The sequence below is a fragment of the Aestuariimicrobium sp. T2.26MG-19.2B genome, assembly GCF_950101875.1.
GTDB classification, from domain to species: domain Bacteria; phylum Actinomycetota; class Actinomycetes; order Propionibacteriales; family Propionibacteriaceae; genus Aestuariimicrobium; species Aestuariimicrobium kwangyangense.
Genome location: NZ_CATNLW010000001.1, coordinates 1,897,305 through 1,915,065, shown reverse-complemented (window position 1 = coordinate 1,915,065; position 17,761 = coordinate 1,897,305). Strand labels below are relative to the sequence as shown.

The 17,761-nt window shown below is 68.2% G+C and carries 14 protein-coding genes and 1 pseudogene; 3 read left to right on the top strand and 12 right to left on the bottom strand.

Annotation, left to right across the window (positions count from 1 at the left end):
- Positions 1-38: 38 nt before the first annotated feature.
- Positions 39-563 carry a prepilin peptidase gene (locus QQZ11_RS08465; protein ID WP_284549830.1) on the top strand — a complete coding sequence of 175 codons (525 nt, stop codon included), beginning with the start codon at positions 39-41 and terminating at the stop codon, positions 561-563.
- Between the two features lie 86 nt (positions 564-649).
- Here QQZ11_RS08465 and QQZ11_RS08460 read toward each other — a convergent pair whose 3' ends face one another.
- Positions 650-1,261: a superoxide dismutase gene (locus QQZ11_RS08460; protein ID WP_022910701.1), complete on the bottom strand. Its 612-nt coding sequence runs from the start codon at positions 1,259-1,261 to the stop codon at positions 650-652.
- 252 nt (positions 1,262-1,513) lie between these two features.
- On the opposite strand from QQZ11_RS08460, the gene QQZ11_RS08455 reads away from it, so the two are divergent.
- Complete coding sequence (locus QQZ11_RS08455) at positions 1,514-2,269, top strand: ABC transporter ATP-binding protein (RefSeq protein WP_284550201.1); 756 nt, start codon at positions 1,514-1,516, stop codon at positions 2,267-2,269.
- Positions 2,239-3,837 (top strand): hypothetical protein, encoded by a 1,599-nt coding sequence (locus QQZ11_RS08450; protein ID WP_284549828.1) that lies wholly within the window; start codon positions 2,239-2,241, stop codon positions 3,835-3,837. Before QQZ11_RS08455 ends, QQZ11_RS08450 begins: the two co-directional genes overlap by 31 nt.
- A 105-nt stretch (positions 3,838-3,942) precedes the next feature.
- Here the strand turns inward: QQZ11_RS08450 and QQZ11_RS08445 are convergent, their stop codons facing one another.
- The 11 genes and pseudogenes from QQZ11_RS08445 to QQZ11_RS08395 all read right to left on the bottom strand — a co-directional run bounded on the left by QQZ11_RS08445 (position 3,943) and on the right by QQZ11_RS08395 (position 17,757).
- Positions 3,943-4,977 (bottom strand): LacI family DNA-binding transcriptional regulator, encoded by a 1,035-nt coding sequence (locus tag QQZ11_RS08445; protein ID WP_284549827.1) that lies wholly within the window; start codon positions 4,975-4,977, stop codon positions 3,943-3,945.
- A 3-nt stretch (positions 4,978-4,980) separates the two neighbouring features.
- Entirely contained in the window at positions 4,981-6,153 is a 1,173-nt protein-coding gene (locus QQZ11_RS08440) for a Gfo/Idh/MocA family protein (RefSeq protein ID WP_022910697.1), read from the bottom strand.
- Between the two features lie 11 nt (positions 6,154-6,164).
- The gene (locus QQZ11_RS08435; RefSeq protein WP_284549825.1) at positions 6,165-7,964 is read right to left on the bottom strand and encodes a glycoside hydrolase family 35 protein; all 1,800 of its coding nucleotides are present in this window, start codon (positions 7,962-7,964) and stop codon (positions 6,165-6,167) included.
- Positions 7,961-9,163 carry an ABC transporter ATP-binding protein gene (locus QQZ11_RS08430; protein WP_284549824.1) on the bottom strand — a complete coding sequence of 401 codons (1,203 nt, stop codon included), beginning with the start codon at positions 9,161-9,163 and terminating at the stop codon, positions 7,961-7,963. The genes QQZ11_RS08435 and QQZ11_RS08430 overlap by 4 nt, the downstream gene beginning before the upstream one ends.
- Positions 9,160-10,221 carry an ABC transporter ATP-binding protein gene (locus QQZ11_RS08425; RefSeq protein ID WP_284549822.1) on the bottom strand — a complete coding sequence of 354 codons (1,062 nt, stop codon included), beginning with the start codon at positions 10,219-10,221 and terminating at the stop codon, positions 9,160-9,162. The genes QQZ11_RS08430 and QQZ11_RS08425 overlap by 4 nt, the downstream gene beginning before the upstream one ends.
- Before the next feature lie 123 nt (positions 10,222-10,344).
- A complete protein-coding gene (locus tag QQZ11_RS08420; RefSeq protein WP_284549820.1) occupies positions 10,345-12,057 on the bottom strand; it encodes an ABC transporter substrate-binding protein in 1,713 nt (570 codons plus the stop codon).
- A 109-nt stretch (positions 12,058-12,166) separates the two neighbouring features.
- A pseudogene (locus QQZ11_RS08415) lies at positions 12,167-12,781 on the bottom strand (ABC transporter permease); the annotation flags it as partial.
- Between the two features lie 243 nt (positions 12,782-13,024).
- Positions 13,025-14,149, bottom strand: a complete 1,125-nt coding sequence (locus QQZ11_RS08410; RefSeq protein ID WP_284549818.1) for an ABC transporter permease — start codon at positions 14,147-14,149, stop codon at positions 13,025-13,027.
- A gap of 228 nt (positions 14,150-14,377) precedes the next feature.
- Complete coding sequence (locus QQZ11_RS08405) at positions 14,378-15,916, bottom strand: arylsulfatase (protein WP_284549816.1); 1,539 nt, start codon at positions 15,914-15,916, stop codon at positions 14,378-14,380.
- Positions 15,917-15,922: 6 nt separating this feature from the next.
- Positions 15,923-16,537 (bottom strand): hypothetical protein, encoded by a 615-nt coding sequence (locus QQZ11_RS08400; RefSeq protein WP_284549814.1) that lies wholly within the window; start codon positions 16,535-16,537, stop codon positions 15,923-15,925.
- Positions 16,537-17,757 (bottom strand): glycosyltransferase, encoded by a 1,221-nt coding sequence (locus QQZ11_RS08395; RefSeq protein WP_284550200.1) that lies wholly within the window; start codon positions 17,755-17,757, stop codon positions 16,537-16,539. Before QQZ11_RS08395 ends, QQZ11_RS08400 begins: the two co-directional genes overlap by 1 nt.
- Positions 17,758-17,761: the final 4 nt, after the last annotated feature.

The following is a 17,761-nucleotide window of genomic DNA, read 5'->3' as shown; positions in this document are numbered from 1 at the left end:
TGGGCCCCGGCGACCCCTGGGTCAGGGTGGCGACAACCATGGCCGTGCTCGTCTGGGCAGCCCTGTTGCTCCACGACTGGTGGGCCCTGCCTGCCTTCGCCGTTGTCGCCTGGGCGTGGGGATCAGCCGTCGCGGTCGACCTGGCCCACCACGAACTGCCCGACCGCTACACCGTGAAGATGTTCCCGGTGTTCGTCGCGCTGCTTGTCGTACCCGCCCTCGCGCACGGTGAGTGGAAGCGGCTCTGGATCGCGGTCGTGGTCGGGCTCGTCACCGCGTTCATGTTCTTCGTGCTGGCGTTCGCACACCCCGCCGGCCTGGGACTGGGCGATGTGAAGCTGGCGCTCTCGACCGGCGCGGCGGTCGGGTGGCTCGGAGGTGGCTGGGGCGCAATCCGCCTGGGCTTGCTCTCGCTCGCCATCGCATTCGTGCTGGTGGCCATGACCAGCCTCGTCCTCCTGGCCCTACGTCGGGCCAGCCGCGCCAGCGAGGTCGCCTTCGGCCCGTTCATGATCGCCGGAGTGCTGCTGACCCCCGCCGCCGCTGGCCTGCTCGGCTGGTAGCCGACCCCCGTCGGACATGACGACGGGCCCCCACCCTGACGTGGGGACCCGTCGAAGAGCCACTCGGGGCCGATCGGAGCGACCGATCAGACCAGGTCGGCAGCCTGCGCCTTGGCGAAGCGCTGGGCGGCGTCGGCCCAGTTGACGACGTTCCACCATGCGGTGACGTAGTCGCCCTTCACGTTCTTGTACTGCAGGTAGTAGGCGTGCTCCCACATGTCCAGCTGCAGCACCGGCACCTGGCCGACGGGCAGGTTGCCCTGCTGGTCGAACAACTGGGCGACGTTCAGACGCTTGCCAAGCAGGTCCCAGACCAACATCGACCAACCGGAGCCCTGCAGGGCCTTGGCGTTCTCGTTGAAGTGGTTCTGGAAGCCCTCGAACGAGCCGAAGTACTCGTCGATCGCCGAGGCCAGCTCACCATCGGGGCGGCCGCCGCCGTCCGGTGACATGTTCTTCCAGAACACGGAGTGGTTGATGTGGCCGCCCAGGTGGAAGGCGAGGTCCTTCTCGAGCTTGTTCACCGCGCCGAAGTCGTTCTTGTCGCGCGCCTCGGCCAGCTTCTCGAGGGCAGTGTTGGCGCCGGCGACGTAGGTGGCGTGGTGCTTGCTGTGGTGGAGCTCCATGATCTCGGGAGCGATGTGGGGGGCAAGTGCCCCGTAGTCGTAGTCGAGATCGGGCAGGGTGTAGACAGCCATGGTTCGCCTTTCGTTGCGGTACATGCTTCTGGTTCAGATCCTGTCGGACACGTTCCATTCAAGCCCTGATCCGGCACTCGTTCAACGTATCGGCGCAACGGACCGGGCTTTCGGTGCAACGGACTGGCCGATGGTCGCATTCCCGGTGACCGCCATGTGGGATTGGATGGGTCCGTGAACGAGCCCCGCCCCATCGTCCAGCCTGCGCGCGCCACAACGCCGGCACGACAACCCCACACACCTGCCCTCGAGATGAGGGGCCTGACGAAGCGCTTCGGCGCCAAGGTCGCGGTGGACGACCTCTCGCTGGTCGTGCCCGCCGGGTGCCTGTTCGGCCTGGTGGGGCCGAACGGTGCCGGCAAGACCACCACCTTGTCGATGGCCACCGGTCTGCTTCGTCCCGATTCCGGCGGGGTACGGGTGTGGGGCCACGACGTCTGGCGCGACCCTGTCTCGGCCAAGGCCCTGATGGGGGTGCTGCCCGACGGGATGCGCCTGTTCGACCGACTCTCGGGTCGGGAGTTGCTGGCCTTCGTCGGCAGCATGCGGCGGGTGCCGTCGTCGGTGATCAGCGAGCGCAGCGGGGCCCTGCTCGAGACCCTTGGCCTGACCGCCGACGCCGACACCCTGGTGGTGGACTACTCCGCCGGCATGACCAAGAAGATCGGGCTGGCCTGTGCACTCATCCACAACCCCCAGTTGCTGCTGTTGGACGAGCCTCTCGAGGCGGTGGACCCGGTGTCGAGCCAGGGCATCCGGGAACTGCTGAGACAGTTCGTGGATTCGGGCGGGACGGTGGTGATCTCGTCACACGTGATGGAACTGGTCGAGTCGCTCTGTGACGCCGTGGGGGTGATAGCCGCCGGCAAGGTGCTGGCGGTCGGACCCACTGAGGAGGTCAAGCAGGGCCAGTCCCTGCAGGACCGCTTCGTGGAACTGGTCGGAGGCCCGCAGCACGTGGCAGGGGAGGCGATGGCATGGTTGGGACGCTCCTCCGACTCCAACTGAAGCTCTCCTGGCGGGCGGTGCGCCGCAACGTCGGCATCCTCATCGCCCTGGCCATCGGAGGCCTGTACGCCCTCGGCTTCGTGCTCGCGGCGGTGGCAGGGCTGACTCTGTTGCGCGGCCAACCGGTGAGCTTGGCCGGTGTCGTGACCACCCTGGGGTTCGCGTTGGTGACGGTGGCCTGGCCGATGGTGACGCTGTTGGTGGCGGGCATGGACCAGACCTTGGATCCCGGACGATTCGCCCTCTTCCCGGTGCGGGCGAGGCAGCTGATGCCCGGCCTGCTCGCCGTGAGCCAGATCGGAGTGGGCGGTCTGATCACGCTCGCACTGGCCGCCGGGCAGGTGGTGACATGGTCACGCGCTCCGGGCCCACTGGTGTTCTCGGTGCTGGCGCTGCTGGTGGGCGTTCCCACCTGCGTGTTGCTGGCCCGCACCCTCGCCAGCTTCTTCTCGGCAGCCTTCAACCGACGCCGCTGGCGCGACGTGGCTGCGCTGATCCTCGGCCTGTTCGGTCTGGGAGTCGGTGTGGCGATCCAGCTGCTGCAGCGCACCATCATGGACCACCGCCACGAGTTGGCGAGCACGCTGCAGCCGGCCGCGACCGTGCTCGGGTGGACGCCGCTGGCCTGGGCATGGTCGATGCCCTGGGAGGCGGCCCACGGCCTGTGGTGGGTGGCGGCGCTCAAGTTGGTGCTCTCCGTGGCCTTTGCGGTCGTCCTGTGGAAGGTGTGGGAGCGCCAGCTCGACCTGGCGCTCGTCTCGCCCCTGCTCACCGGTGGTGACGGGACAAAGGTGCGCCCCGACTCCCGACTTGATCGACTGTTCCCGGACTCCCCAGCCGGGGCAGTCGCTGCTCGGTCCCTGCGGTACTGGCGGCGGGACCCCCGACACCTGATGGTGCTCGTGTCGGTGTTCGCGGTGCCCTTCCTGATGGCCTTCCCGATGTTGATCAACCCCGAACTCGGTGGGGTGCACCGTGTCTCGACCACGCTGTACCCGATCGGAGGGATGGTGATGATGGCCGGGCTGACGGTCTCCACCGAGATCGTCTATGACGGCTCTGCCCTGTGGATGCACGTCACCTCGGGGCTGCGGGGCATGGACGACCGGTGGGGGCGGGTGCTGGCGGTGCTGTGCATCCTGGGGCCGATCGCGCTCGTGAGCGCCACCGCCTTCCTGACACTCTCGGGGCAGTGGGCGTGGGCGCCCGCCGTCTACGGTGGGATGATCGGCGCGGTCGGTGCCGGCATGGGTGTGGGCTCCCTGGCCGGCGCCGTGTGGCAGTACGCCGCACCCCCGCCGGGGCAGAACGCGTTCGGACGCACCAGCGGTGGCGGCATGGTCGGGCTGTTCCTGACCCTGGTCTGCATGGTCGGCACGCTGATCATCTCGCTGCCGTTCATCGGGCCGCTGTTGGTGAGCCTCGATCGTCCCTCCCTGGTGTGGCTGGTGGCAGTGATCGGGGCCTTGCTCGGCCCCGTCTACACCTGGCTCGGGGTGGTCTTCGGCGGCATGGTGCTGGACCGTACCTGGCCCGAGGTGCTGAAGCGGGTCACCTACCAGGGCTGAGCCTGCGACGATCCCTCCGTCCCAGGAGCTCTCCGCGTGGGCCCGATCCAGACCCGGTCCCCGCACAGCAACACAGCTCGGCGCGCCAGCCGCGAGTTGTGCCTGTCAACGGGTGGTGAGTCCCGGCTGCAGCACCCAGGCGAGATCCACCAGTCGCCACGGTAGATCGTCCGGCGGGGTGACCGCCCTGACCACCAGCGCGTCGGCGATCTGGGTGAAGCCGTCGTCGGGGGCGAAGTGGCTGACGGGGCCGAACAGTGAGGTGGCCTCCGGCACGTCACCCAGGGCGATGATCTCGAGGTCGTCGGGCACCCGGACGCCGACCCGCAGCGCGGCCGCCTGCAACGCGATGGCGAGGTACCCGGTCTGGGTCACCACGGCTGTCGGACGACCCGGTCTGCGCAACCACTCGGTCGCGGCCGCTTGGGCCGCTCCCAGCGTGGGCGCCACCCGGACGACGGCACCGCGCGGGTCGTCCCCCGCCTCGGTGACAGCCTGCAGGAACAGGTCACGGCGGCTGGGTGACCGCACGGGAGTCGCTGCCTGCACGGCGCCCAGGTAGTGCACCCGCTCATGTCGGGACCTCAGCAGGGCGTGCGCCTCCCCCACTGCCGTCGTCGCCGCGGAGCGGATCACATCGAAGCCGGCGGGTTCGAGTTCGGCCGAGTGGACGACCAACCGGTTGCCCTGCCGCGCCAGTTCGCGCACCTGGTCGTGCCCGTGCGCGTGGTACTCGGCGCCCGTGACCAGGGCGCAGTCGAACTGGTGCCCCTGCAGCAGGGTGGGCCACGAGTCGTCGGCCAGCACCAGTGTGCTCAGCCCACGACCGCTGGCGTGCAGGCTGACCACGTGCGCCAGTTCATTGGCCCAGGGGTCCCGCGGGTCGCCGAGGGCCAGCGCCACCGAGTCAGTGCGTCCCCGGCGCATGGCCCTGGCGTGGGCGTTGGCTGCGTATCCCAGGTCGCGGGCGGCCTGCATCACCCGGGCGGCAGTCTGGTCGGAGGCCGGGCGCTGGCCGTCCTTGCGACCGGCCAACACGAACGATGCCGTGGTGGTCGACACCCCCGCAGCCCTGGCGACCTGCGAGAGGGTGACCCGCCCGGTGCGGGCCACCTCCCCCTGCTCCCCCCCGACGGTCACGGCTCAGACCTGACCGCCGTCGAAGTAGGCCCGCAGGTGCTCGGCCACCGGAGGCACGGGCAGCATGGCCCCGCCCGTCCGGATGGACTCGGCGCCGACGCAGCCCGTCGCCACGGCCTCACGGGCGGCGATGGCCGACACGTCGGTCGCGCCGCCCTCACGGGCGAACCTCAGGAACTCGGCCACCAGGTTGGGGTCCGCACCGGCGTGGGTGCCGTCTCCCCGCGAGATCACCTCGACCGCGTCGGGCTGCCCGGCCCCGCCGCGGCGTGAGTTCCAGATGTGGATCTGGCCGCCGCCGTCGTCCGACATGTTCTCGATGCGGCCGGCGTCACCGATGACGGTGTAGTTGCGCCAGTAGTCGGGCGTGAAGTGGCACTGCTCATAGCTGGCCAGCACGCCGCTCTCGAGCACCATGTGCAGCATCGAGATGTCCTCGACGTCGACCACCGGGTTGAGGTCGGTCTGGGTGGTGGGCGGGAAGACATCGGCGTCATACCAGTCCCACATGCGCCGGTCGGTGTTGTCGCGACGCGAGGCGATGTCGCCGTAGACCATCAGGTCACCGATGCCCGAGACCCGTCGGGTGTAGCTGCCGGCCAGGTGGTGCATCACGTCGATGTCGTGTGCGCCCTTCTGCAGCAGCAGACTCGTGACGTTGGCGCGATCGGCGTGCCAGTCCTTGAAGTAGAAGTCGCCGCCTGCGCCCACGAAGTGCCGGGTCCAGATCGCCTTGACGTTCCCGACCGCACCCTCGTCGATCAGCCGCTTGAGCTGGCGCACCACCGGCATGTGGCGCATGTTGTGCCCGATGTAGAGCCGGGTGCGCTTCTCATGAGCCAACTCGAGCATCGAGTCGCACTGCTCGATGGTGATGCCCATCGGCTTCTCACAGAAGGTCGGCCACCCCTTCTCGAGGGTGCGCATCGCGACCTCGAAGTGCACGTTGTCGGGGGTGAACACCATGGCGGCGTCGACATCGTCCCGCTCCATCAGCTCGTCGACCGACCGAAGGTAGGTGACCTGGTCGTCGTAGAACTTCCGCGCATCGTCCAGACCACGATCGGTGGGTTCGACGATGACGGTGACCCGGGATCCCTCTCCCGGCTTGTGGGCGAGCTTGGCAAGGCTGGCGCGCATGCCGTGGCCAATGACAGCAATCCGCAGGTCGTTCACAACAGGTCCTTTCACAGACTGGGGTGTGCGACCAGCCCGATGCTGGTGGCCCCCGTGGGTTCGAAGTCGAGCAGGGTGATGGTGGTGCTGCCGTCTGCCAGCAGCGGGGCTGGCACGTACAGGGTCGTCTGCGGACCGCGCTGGTCGAATCGTCCCAGACAGAAGTCGCCGACCCACACGACACCCCGGCCCAGACCGCTCGTGTCGAGGTAGGTGTCGGCGGGTTCGTCCACGTCGATGGTGACCGTGGCAACGGACGGCCCGTTCGGTTCGCCGACCAGCGCGTCGGACGAGGCGACCGCCCGCAGGTCGGCTGCCATCTGCTCCAACGGCCAGGCGGTGACCTGCCAGCCGTTGAGGAAGCGCGGAGACAACCACACCCCGCGCAGGATTCCCTTGCGGTCGGGCAGGTGCGGGCCGAAGTTCACCCGGCCCTGCGACTCGACCAGGATCTCGAGGTCGACCTCGCGCCGTCCCTCACCCGAGGCGGAGGAGGTCGGCAGCGTCAGTTCGGGGGCTTCGTCGTTGCGGTCGCAGACGCCGACGTACTGGCCGTCGCAGAAGACCCACGCACGATCATGCAGTCCGAGCAGTTTGACGGTCGCGGGCCAGTCGGAGAGCTGGGTGCGCCGTTTCAGCAAGAGTGCCCCTCGCTCGAGGCCGAGGTCCTCGAAGGTGGGTGGGTGGGGGTGTCCCCCGGAGTCGAGCCGCTGCCACAGGTCTGTGCCGACCAGACCTCGCCACTCCAGGTCGAGCCTGGCTTCTGGCAGCACCTTCTGTTCGGGGACGAGGGCCAGCGCCTCGTTGGCTGCGGCCAGGTCGAGGTGGCGCCCGATCACCTCACGGAAGGCGTGGAACTTCGGGGTCAGCCGGCCGTCCTCACCGATGGCGGCGTCGTAGTCGTAGCTGGTCACCGTCGGCTGCAGCCCGGCCTCGAGGTACTCGGCGTGGTGGTTCGCCCCAGCCCACAGCCCGAAATTGGTGCCACCGTGTGCCATGTAGAGGTTGACCGACATGCCATGCGCCAGCATGGTCTCGAGTTCGGCAGCGGCGCTGTCGGCCGGGCGCGTGTGGTGCCCCTCGCCCCAGTGGTCGAACCAGCCGTTCCAAAACTCCATGCACATCAGCGGCTGGTCGGGCAGTTCGGTGCGGCACATCTCGATCACCTCGTCGGCGCGCGACCCGAAGTTGACCGTCGCCAACGCACCGTCGACCGTGCCCCCCGACAGCCATGCCTGACCGGGCCCGTCCGAGGTGACCAGCAGTTCGTCGATGCCGCGGGCGAGCAGTCCGTCGCGCAGGTGCTCGAGGTGCGCCCGGTCGTCACCGAAGGAGCCGTACTCGTTCTCGACCTGCACCATCACGACGTTCCCGCCCCGGCTGGCCTGGTGGCGGGCGATCCGCGGGATCAGCTCGTCGAACCAGCGGTCGACGTGGGCCAGGTAGCCGGGATCGTTCACGCGGAGTCGAAGGTTGCGGTCGCGCAGCAGCCAGCCGGGGAAGCCGCCGCCCTCCCACTCGGCGCAGATGTAGGGGCCCGGCCGCACGATGGCATCGAGTCCGATCTCGGCAGCCGTCTGCAGGAACAGCTCGAGGTCACGCCATCCGCTGAAGTCGACCTGGTCGGCGGTCGGTGCGTGGAAGTTCCAGGCGACATAGGTCTCGACGGTGTTGCACCCCATCGCCTTCACCCGGAGCAGCCGGTCGCGCCACAGTTCGGGGGGCACCCTGAAGTAGTGCACGGCTCCCGAGACGATCAGGTGGGGTTGTCCGTCGCGCAGGAATCCCTGCGGGGTGGGTTGAAGTCTCACGGTTGGGGTCCTCCGAACTGGCTGGTGGATTCTGACTCGGCGACCACCGTCTGGGTCTCGGCGCCGTCGGGCCGATCCCCGAGGGTGTCGGGTGTGCTGGATTCAAAAGGTAGGGCCTGGTCGAGTTGGGCCTCGACGTGTTCGACGGGAATGCCGAACTGGATGCTCGGTTGCAGCAACTGCTCGGCGCCCCCGACGGTGTGGAGGTGGCATCGTGCCCAGTGGCCGGGCGTCACCTCGGTGCGTTCCGGCTTGTCGGTGGTGCAGATCTGCATCGCGAACGGGCAGCGCGGGTTGAACCGGCAGCCGGCCGGTGGCTCGATCAGCGAGGGAGGCTCACCCAGGTCGCCCACCTCGTCGAACAGGGAGCCTTGGTCTGAGTCGATGCCCCGGTCGGGATTGGGTGAGGAATCTAGTAGCAGCCGGGTGTAGGGGTGCTGCGGGGTGTGGATCACCGACTCCGAGGGGCCTCCCTCGACCATCTCGCCTGCGTACATGACGTTGATCCGGTCGGCGATGTAGCGCGCCGACGCGATGTCGTGGGTGATGTAGAGCAGGGCGACGCCCTCCTCGTCCCGCAGGTGGGTGAGCAGGTTGAGCACGTCGAGACGAATCGAGACGTCGAGCATCGAGATCGGTTCGTCACCGAGCATCACGCTGGGTTCGACGGCCAGCGCACGGGCGATCACGATCCGCTGCCGCTGCCCACCCGAGAGTTCGTGGGGGAACTTGTCGATGTACTGCGAGGCCGGGGTGAGGGCCACCTTGTCGAGCAGGGCGAGCACCTTCTCCTCGACGGCCTCCCGGCCCAGCCGGGGACTGTGGATGCGCACCGCCCGGCTGAGGATGTGCCGGATCGACTTGAGCGAGTTGAGCGAGGCGAACGGGTCCTGGAAGAGCAACTGCACCTGGGCGTAGTAGTCCTTGGCAGCCCCGCCCGAGACCTTGGTCACGGGCTTGCCGTGCAGCAGGATCTCGCCCTCGGTGACCGGGTAGTAGAGGCTGAGCATCCGCGCCACGGTGGTCTTGCCCGAGCCCGACTCCCCCACCATGGCGACGATCTCCCCACGGTGCAGCTGCAGGTCGACCCCCTCGACTGCACGGACGACCCGCACGCCCTCCTTGGAGCGCACCTCGAAGTGCTTGGTGACATTGCGTGCCTCCAACACCACCGGCTGGTCGGTCGTGGTCTGGCTCATCGCAGCACTCCTTCCATCTCGAGGGCTTCGGCATCGACCCGGTCGGCCACGGGTGCGTCGGCGTACTCCGGCTGGTTGCGCAGGCAGGCGGCATCGACCGGTCCCACCTCGATCAGGGCCGGACGAACCGACGCGCACGCGGTCATCGCCACCGGGCATCGCGGCGCGAACGAGCATCCATCGGGCAGGTTCATCAGGTCGGGTGCGGTGCCGGGGATTCCCGACATCTTCACCAGGGGGGCGTACAGCGGGGGGAACGAGTCGCGCAACGCTTCGGTGTAGGGGTGCTTCGGGTCGCGGTAGAGCTGGGCGGCAGGGCCGATCTCGACGATCTTGCCCGCATACATGATGGCCAGCCGGTCGGACAGTTCCAGCAGCAGCGACAGGTCATGGGTGACGAAGATGATCGCGAAACCCAGCTTGCGCTGCAGCCGCAGCACCTGACCCATGATGGTGCGCTGCATCACCACGTCGACGGCCGTGGTGGGTTCGTCCATGATCACCAGTTCGGGATCGCAGGCGAGGGCGAGTGAGATCAGCGCCCGCTGGCGCATGCCGCCCGACATCTCGTGGGGGTAGGAGTTGACGCGGTCGCGCGGGATGCCCGACATCGCGAGCAGGTCCTGGGCGCGCTCGATCGCCTCCCGGTTGCTCATCTTGGGCTGATGCAACTGGAGGACGTCACGGAACTGGTCGCCGAGCCGTTTGACGGGGTTGAGGGCGTCCATGGCGGACTGCATCACGATGGCCAACTTGTCCCAGCGGATCGACCGCAGTTGGGCGTCCGTGCGCGGCACCAGGTCGGTCACCGTCCCGTCCTGGTCGTGGTACAGCACCTGACCTGCGGCGGTGACCGCGGGGGGACGCTGCAGGCGCAGGATCGCGGTCGTCAACGTCGACTTGCCCGACCCCGACTCGCCCGCGACCCCGAGGATCTCGCCGCGCCGCAGGGTGAAGGTGGCGCCGTCAACAGCGCGGACGGCCCCCTTGAGGGTGAGGTAGTCAACGCTCAGGTCGTTGACCTCGAGCAGCACCTCTCCCAGTTCTCGTCGACTCACCTGCTCGCCTCTCTGTTCGTCGGTTCGGGGTTCTCGGGGTGGGGGTTCTTGGGGTGGGGTTCGTGGGTTCGTGGGGGTGGGGGACGAACTCGTCCCCCACCCGCGTGTGGGTGACCGCGAGGGTCAGCGCACCGGCACGAGCTTCTGGAGCATCATCCAGGTGTCGGCGGTGCCGTACGGCAGCGGCACCGGCGAACCGGCCTCGAGCTTGTCGGGCAGACCGGTCCAGTTCTTGCCACTCATCTCGATGAAGTTGGCGCCGGGGTTGACCGGGCCGATGTAGGCCTTGTCGACCACCAGTTGCTGGATCTGGTAGCCCAACTCCTTGAGCTTGGCCTCGTCGGTCTCGGCCTGCGCCTTGGCGAGCAGGGCGTCGAGCTCGGGGTCCTTGACGCGACCGGGGTTGGCGCTGGCCTCCTCGCCCACCGGCATGGCCTGCTTGGAGTCGAGGTCGGAGTACACGAAGCCCATGTGGGTGCCGCTGGCGACCCAGGTCATGCCCATGTCGAACTCGCCCTTGTTGTACTGCTCCCAGATCTGCGCGTCGGGAACCTTGAGCACCTTGATGTCGATACCGAGCACCGTCTTGAGCTGGTCCTTCACGCCGTCGGCCCAGGTCGACCAGTTGGTGTAGTCGGCCACCGTCTTGTAGCTGATCGGGTACGACTTGCCGTCCTTGGTGAGGTTGCCCCCCTCGACCGTCCAGCCGGCGTCGGCCAGGGTCTTCCTGGCGGCCTCGGTGTCGGGTCGGTGAGGCTCGGTGAGGCTGGGCTTGACCCAGTCACCCCAGATCTGCGGGTCGAGGCCGGTGGGGCTGATCGAGGGCAGACCGATGTCGTAGAGCGCGTGGATCTTGTCGGTGTCGATGGCCTGGTACACCGCCTTGCGCACTGCCACGTCGTTGAACGGGGCCCTGCCGCAGTTGAAGAAGAAGCCCTCGGCCGAGTTGGCGTACAGCGTCCAGTACTTGTTGCCCTCGGTCTGCTTGACGAAGGTGTCCTCGGAGTTCTGGATCGACAGGGTCGCCAGGTCCATCTTGCCCTGCAGCAGCAGGTTCTTGCCGACGTCAGCCGAGCCGAAGGTGACCCAGTTGACCTTCTTGACGTGCGGGATGGGACCGTTGAAGTGGTCATCGCGCACCGCGAAGGTCACCTGCTGGGGCGTGAACCGCTCGAGGGTCAGCGGGGTCGACGTCACCGGGGCGTCCGCGTTGGTCCAGGTGGCCAGGTTCTGCTTCTCGTAGACGTGCTTGGGCTTGGGGCGCAGGTTGCCGACGGCACGGTCGCCCTCGGCATTGGCCTTGTCCTCGGGCCACGTGAAGGTGACCGTCAGGTCGTCCACCTTGGTGGCGGTGAAGTCGAAGGTCTCGGCGTTGGCCTTCTGCTTCTCGGCCTGCTTGGGCATCTCGACCACGGTGTAGACGACGTCGTCGGCGGTGATCGGCTTGCCGTCCGACCACTTCGCGTCGTCGCGCAGGGTGATGGTCATGGTGCGGGCCGCCCGGTCGAAGGTGAACTCCTTGGCCAGCCAGGGTGACAGCTTGTTGGCATTGAGCCGGTCGTTCCACAGCAGCGTCTCGTAGAGGTAGCCGGTGCCGACGACCCCTTCTGCCGGTGATGACGGCGAGAAGTTGTTGACGAACGACGGACGAGGCCCGAACGAGTTCACGTTGAGGGTGTCGACGGTGAACTGCTTGCCACCGGGCGTGCTGCCCGAGGTGGCGCCGGTGGAGGTGCTGGTGGACTTGTCGAAACTGCACGAGGCGAGCACTCCGCTCCCTGCAACAGCTGCTGCTGCCAGGAACAGAGACCGGCGTGCGAGACGCGGATCGGCCATGGGGGTTTCCTTCCGGGATGGGTGGGGGTCAGGCGGAGGCCCGGGCGGCACGCCGTTGGGCCTTGATGAAGCGGTTGACCGCGCCGGCGTTGCCGGTGCGCAGCTTCGGGTTGGTGACCTCGTCGAGGCCGAAGTTGACCAGTGCGGCGGCGGTGCCGATGAACGCGATGGCCAAACCTGGGGTGAGGAACCACCACCACCAGCCGAGGGTCAGGGCCCCCTGGTTCTGGGCGTTGGTGATCATGGTTCCCCAGCTGATGACGCCTCCGGTGGAGACGCCGAGGAAGTTCAGTCCGGCCTCGGCGAGGATGCCGGCCATGATGGCGCGCAGGAACGTGGCCGAGACGATGCCCAGCAGGTGCGGGAAGACCTCCGAGAAGATCATGCGCATCCGCGACTCGCCGAGCAGTTTGGTGGCCATCGCCCAGTCGCGGCTGCGCAGGGTGAGCGTCTGCGCACGCAGGTAGCGGGCCATGCCCGGCCACTCGAAGATGCCGATCAGGAAGGCCATCAACGCCCAGCCCATGGCATTGCTGCCCGGGCCGCCGGCAGCGGAGATGTAGCCGGCCGCGATCAGGGTCAGGGCGAACGAGGGCATCGTCATGAACACGTTGGTGATGCCGTTCATCACCGTGTCGTAGGTGCCACCGAAGAAGCCGGACGAGACCCCGATGAATGCACCCAGCGCGATCGCCAACAAGGCCGACAGGGTGCCGACCGCCATCGATCCGCGGGCGCCGGAGATCAGCTGGGCCAGGACGTCCTGGCCCGAGATGGTGGTGCCCAGCAGGTGGCCGCCGTGACCCGGTCCGGTGTGGAGGGCGTCGTAGTCGACGTCCAGCGGGCCCCACCCGACCAGCTTGATCAACAGGTCGCCGAAGACTGCGACGAACACGAACGCACCGAAGATGCCCAGGCCCCACTGCACCCGGCGGTTCTTGAGGAAACCCTCGAACATGTCATCCCCTCAGTTGGTGTCGGCGACCCGGGGGTCGAGCAGGACGTAGATGGAATCGGCCACGAAATTGGCGACGATAGCGCAGGCGGTGAGCATCAGCAGCACCGTCTGCATGGTCGGGAAGTCGTGCTGGCTGATGGCGTTCTGCAGCAGGAAGCCCATGCCCGGGTAGGTGAACACGGCCTCGATCAGCACGGTGCCGCCGATCACCCCGCCGATGGCCATGGCGAGCCCCGTCACGTTGGGCAGCAGGGCGTTGCGTGCCGCGTAGCGCATCAGGATGGTCGACTCCTTGAGGCCCTTGGCGCGGGCCAGCAGCACGTAGTCCTCGGTGACAGTGGCCACCATGACGTTGCGCATCGAGAAGAGCCAGCCGTTGAACCCGATGAAGATGAGCGCGAACATCGGCAGCGCACCGTAGAAGATGACCGACAGCACGAACCAGAAGTTGCCCAGCGAGAACGGCACGTTCGGGTCGTAGCCGCCCGAGACGGGAAGCCACTGCAGCTTGATGGCGAAGATCCACAGCAACACCAGTCCTAGCCAGAAGCCGGGGAAGGCGTGGAAGAAGGTGGTGACCGGCGCGAAGATCGAGTCGAAGGTGTTGCCCGGCTTCCATCCCATCAGGGCACCGAGCGCCGTGCCGATCAGCCAGGCGATCAGGGTGGTGCTTCCGACCAGGAACACCGTCCACGGCAGGGCCTGCAGGATGAGCTCCGAGACCGGGGTCGGGTAGCTGGTGGTCGAGACACCGAAGTCGAAGTGGATGACCCCCGACCAGTAGTCGAAGTACTGGCCGATGATGTTCTTCTGCGGGTCGCCGTAGATGCGGCGGACGGCCTCGATCTCTGAGTGCAGGGGGGCTCGTCCGGTGTTGAACTGGATGCGACGGAGCACCGCCTCGGCGGGGTCTCCGGGCATGAAGCGCGGAATGATGAAGTTGAGCGTCACCGCAGCCCAGGCAACGACCAGGTAGGCACCGACGCGCCGCAGGAAGAATCGGGCCCGGCCTGCCCCCAGCCCGCCCGGCAGGCGCAGCCGTCCGGTGTGGCGAGGGCTGAGCGGGGCCTCGGTCGCGATTGCGCGCGGGCCGGACCCCAGGGGAGTCGTGGGTTCGACGACCATCTGCGCCATTCGTCACCGCCATGTGAGTCAGAGGTCAGCCGCCCGACGCGGGTCGGCTGGGGGAACTGACGGCAAGTAAATCGATTCACAGGTCGGTGGAAGGAAGAACGTCCCAACCCGTGGGCGGAGTGCTCACCTCTGGTGAGCGGTTCAGGGCGATCGCGTTGTCGACGGGAGCGCTCCTGACGGTTTCCCGTGCGACTGTCCCGGAAATTGGTCGCCAGCCATTCAGTGAGGTCAGTGGGCGGCCGAGGGCACCCAACTCGCGCACGACGAGATCGGACGCCCCGGGACGAGTTCTGGGGCGCCGTCATCGGTGAGACGGACGAAACCCTCCTCGCGCCCGGACAGGTCGGCCACCAGCCGGGCCCGCCAGGCGTCGACCTCGGCGAGCCGGCTCGGGTGGTCGTTCAGGTCGTGGCACTCCCCCGGGTCGTCGACCAGGTCGAAGAACTGCTCGCGCCCCGAGCCCGAGAACCAGCAGAACTTGCTGCTGCCGTCGGTCACCCAGTGCATCTGCTCCACCAGACCGAAATGGTTGATCACGTGCTCACCGTGCAGGTGGTCGCGCCAGTCCTGCGGCTCGGCCCCGGCCAGCAGGGGCACCAGGGATCGTCCGTCCATCTCGTCGGGGATGTCGACACCGGCCAGGTCGAGCAGGGTCGGGGCGAGGTCGCGCAACTCGACCACCTCGTCTCGCCACCGCCCTGCTGCGGCCCCGTGACCACCGGGCACCTGCACGACGAACGGCACGCGAACGCTGCCCTCGTAGCCGACCGCCTTCTGGTAGAGGTGGTGGTCGCCCATCATGTCCCCGTGGTCGGAGACGAAGCAGATCACGGTGTTGTGCGCCAGACCTCGCGCCGTCAAGGTCTCGTGCAGGCGGTTGAGTTGCAGGTCGATGTGGGTGATGTTGCCCCAGTAACCGCGCAGCACCTGTTCCCGCACGGCCCGGGAGCGACGTCCGAACTGGGCCCGGATGCGGTGGTCACGGCGACCCGGCAGCTCGTCCTCCCAGTCCCCCACGGATGGTTCGGCGACGTCGGCGTCGCGGTAGAGGTCCCACGCCCACTGGGGCGGGTCGAAGGGCCCGTGCGGCCGGTGGAACGACAGGTAGAGGAAGAAGGGCGAGGTGGGATCGCGCCGCTTCAGGAAGTCGACCGCCTCGGTCATCGCCCAGGTCGAGGGGTGCACGCGTTCGTCCTTGTCGAAGGGACGGCCGACGACGTCATTGCAGCCCACCCCGTGGTCGTCGATGTCGGCTGCGGCCAGGCCGGGCTGGCGTCGCAGCCAGGTCAGGTAGTCGTCATTGTCCTCATGGCGGGGGTGTCGTCCGCGCGCGAAGTGCAGGAACCCGTCGTGCAGCAGCACGTTGTCGAAACCGCACCGAGCCCGCTCGGGCCACACGTGCATCTTGCCGATCGCCTGGGTCTGGTAGCCGGCCTCGCGCAAGGTGCCCTGCAGGGTCACGGGGTGGGCCTCCTGGAACCGAACTCCCTCGCGATAGCCGTAACGGCCGTGCCGCTCCTGCGACTGCCCCGTGAACAGCGCCACCCGCGCCGGCACACAGGTCGGGGTCGCCGAGTAGGCCGACGAGAAGGCTGTCCCGGTGGCCACCAATTCGTCGAGGTTCGGGGTCTGCACCACGGGGTGCCCCGCCGACGACATGGTGTCGCCACGCATCTGGTCGACGCAGATCAGGATGATGTTGGGTCGCTGATCGGCGCCGACGGGTTCAGGACTGGTGGGGCGGGGGTCGGCAGGCTCAGCGCGCAAGGAACGTCAGGCTCTCTGGTCGAAGGGGCGGTACATCCAGCTCGGCACCTCGTCGCCGAGCAGCAACTGTCGCCAGACCTGCACCACCACGAAGGGAGCCAGCCCCAGCATGCCCGCGGGCACGGTCCACGGGTGCACCTCGCGCACCTCGGTGAGCGGGGTGAACACCACGTGACCAGCCCGGTTGCGTCCGTCCACCGCGCACACGTCGCGCAGGTCGTCGCCGATGCGAACCCGGGCCCACAGGTGACCCGCGTGCCACCACGGGTTGCCGCCGAACCTCACCCGGGCCGCGTGCACCAGTTCGACGTCGAACCCGAGTCCGTCGAGCACCTCGGCCAACACCTGGTTCACCTGCACCGACGAGCCTCGCCCGCCCGCCAACGCCTGCGCCGGGGTCTCCCACAGGTGCCAGGCGGAGTAGTGGTCGAATGAGGCATGCACGACCGCTGTGGCGTGGTCGACCAGGTGCCAACCCTGCAGGGAGGACGCCGACACCTGTCGGACCAGGTCGTCGACGGTCAGGTCGCCACCCCTGGGCCTCGGGGCGAGCGCCACCACGGGGGTGACGGCGCCGATGCCGAGCACGGTGGCGAGTCGGACGAGGCTGGACATCTTCATCACTGCTGGGCTCCCCCGTGCTGGTCGGTGTTGGCCGGATCGGTGTTGGCCGGGTCGGTGTTGGTCGGGTCGGTCGTGGTCGGGTCGGCACTGGAGGTCGGGTCGGCTCCGGACCCCCGCCCGCGGGCAGCGGCGGCTCGTGCAGGCCCCCCGATCCTCAGCCAGTCGGCCCGTGCGACGGGGTTGGCCAGCCGCCGGTGCAGGTCGAGCATCAGGTCGACCGAGGCCTGCCAGGTGTACTGCTCGGCCCGGGTCCTGGCGGTGCGCCGCAGGTCGTCCGAGAGTCGTGGGACGAGCCGCTCGACCGCGTCGGCGATACCGCGGGCGTCGGGGCGTCCGGACTCCCCGGAGGTGGCGTCGACCAGTTCGCTGGCCCCACCGCGGGTGGCGGTGACCACCGGGGTGCCGCAGGCCATCGCCTCCAGCACCGCGAGACCGAAGGTCTCGGCCGGGCAGACCGACAACGAGATGTCGCTGGCCGCGAACTTGCGGGCCACCTCGTCGCGGCCTTGGACGAACCCGTGGAAGACGACGGGCGCATCGCCGGCCAGCTCACGCAGTTCCTCGGTGTCGGGGCCGACCCCGTACATGTCGAGACGCACCGGACGTCCTCGCCGGTGCAACTCGACGGCCGCCTGGACGGCCAGATGGGGGCTCTTCTCACGGCTCATCCGGCCCACGTAACAGAGCTTGAGCACCCCGTCATCGGCCGGCCGCCCGACCGAGGGGTGGAAGGTCTCGAGGTCGACCCCGAGGGGCACGTGCCACAACCGGGCCCCTGTGTTCTCGAACTCCTCGGCGGCGTACTGGCTGGTGGTGACGACCGCGTCGAACCTCTTCGACAGCTGCCGGTTGAGTCCACCGACAGCCGACTCGACGCCGAACTGGCGCCGGAGCCACATGCCCAGCATGTCGTCCAAGCGTTCGTGGCTGAACAGGATCGAGCCGATGTCACGTCGCCGGGCCCAACGAGCCGCCGGCGAGAGGGTCCACTTGTCACTGACCTCGATGGTGGTCGGCCTGAACCGGTCCAGCACGTCGAGCGCTCGCCACGGGCGGGCGATCATCCGGTAGTCCTTCGAGATGCGGGGGGCCCTCACGCGCACGACGAGGCCGAACTCGTCCTCCTGCTCGGAGTCGACCTGACCGGGTATCACCAGGATGCGCTCGTGCCCGGCGGCGACATACCCCTTGCCCAGCTGGTCGATGGCCACCTTCATGCCA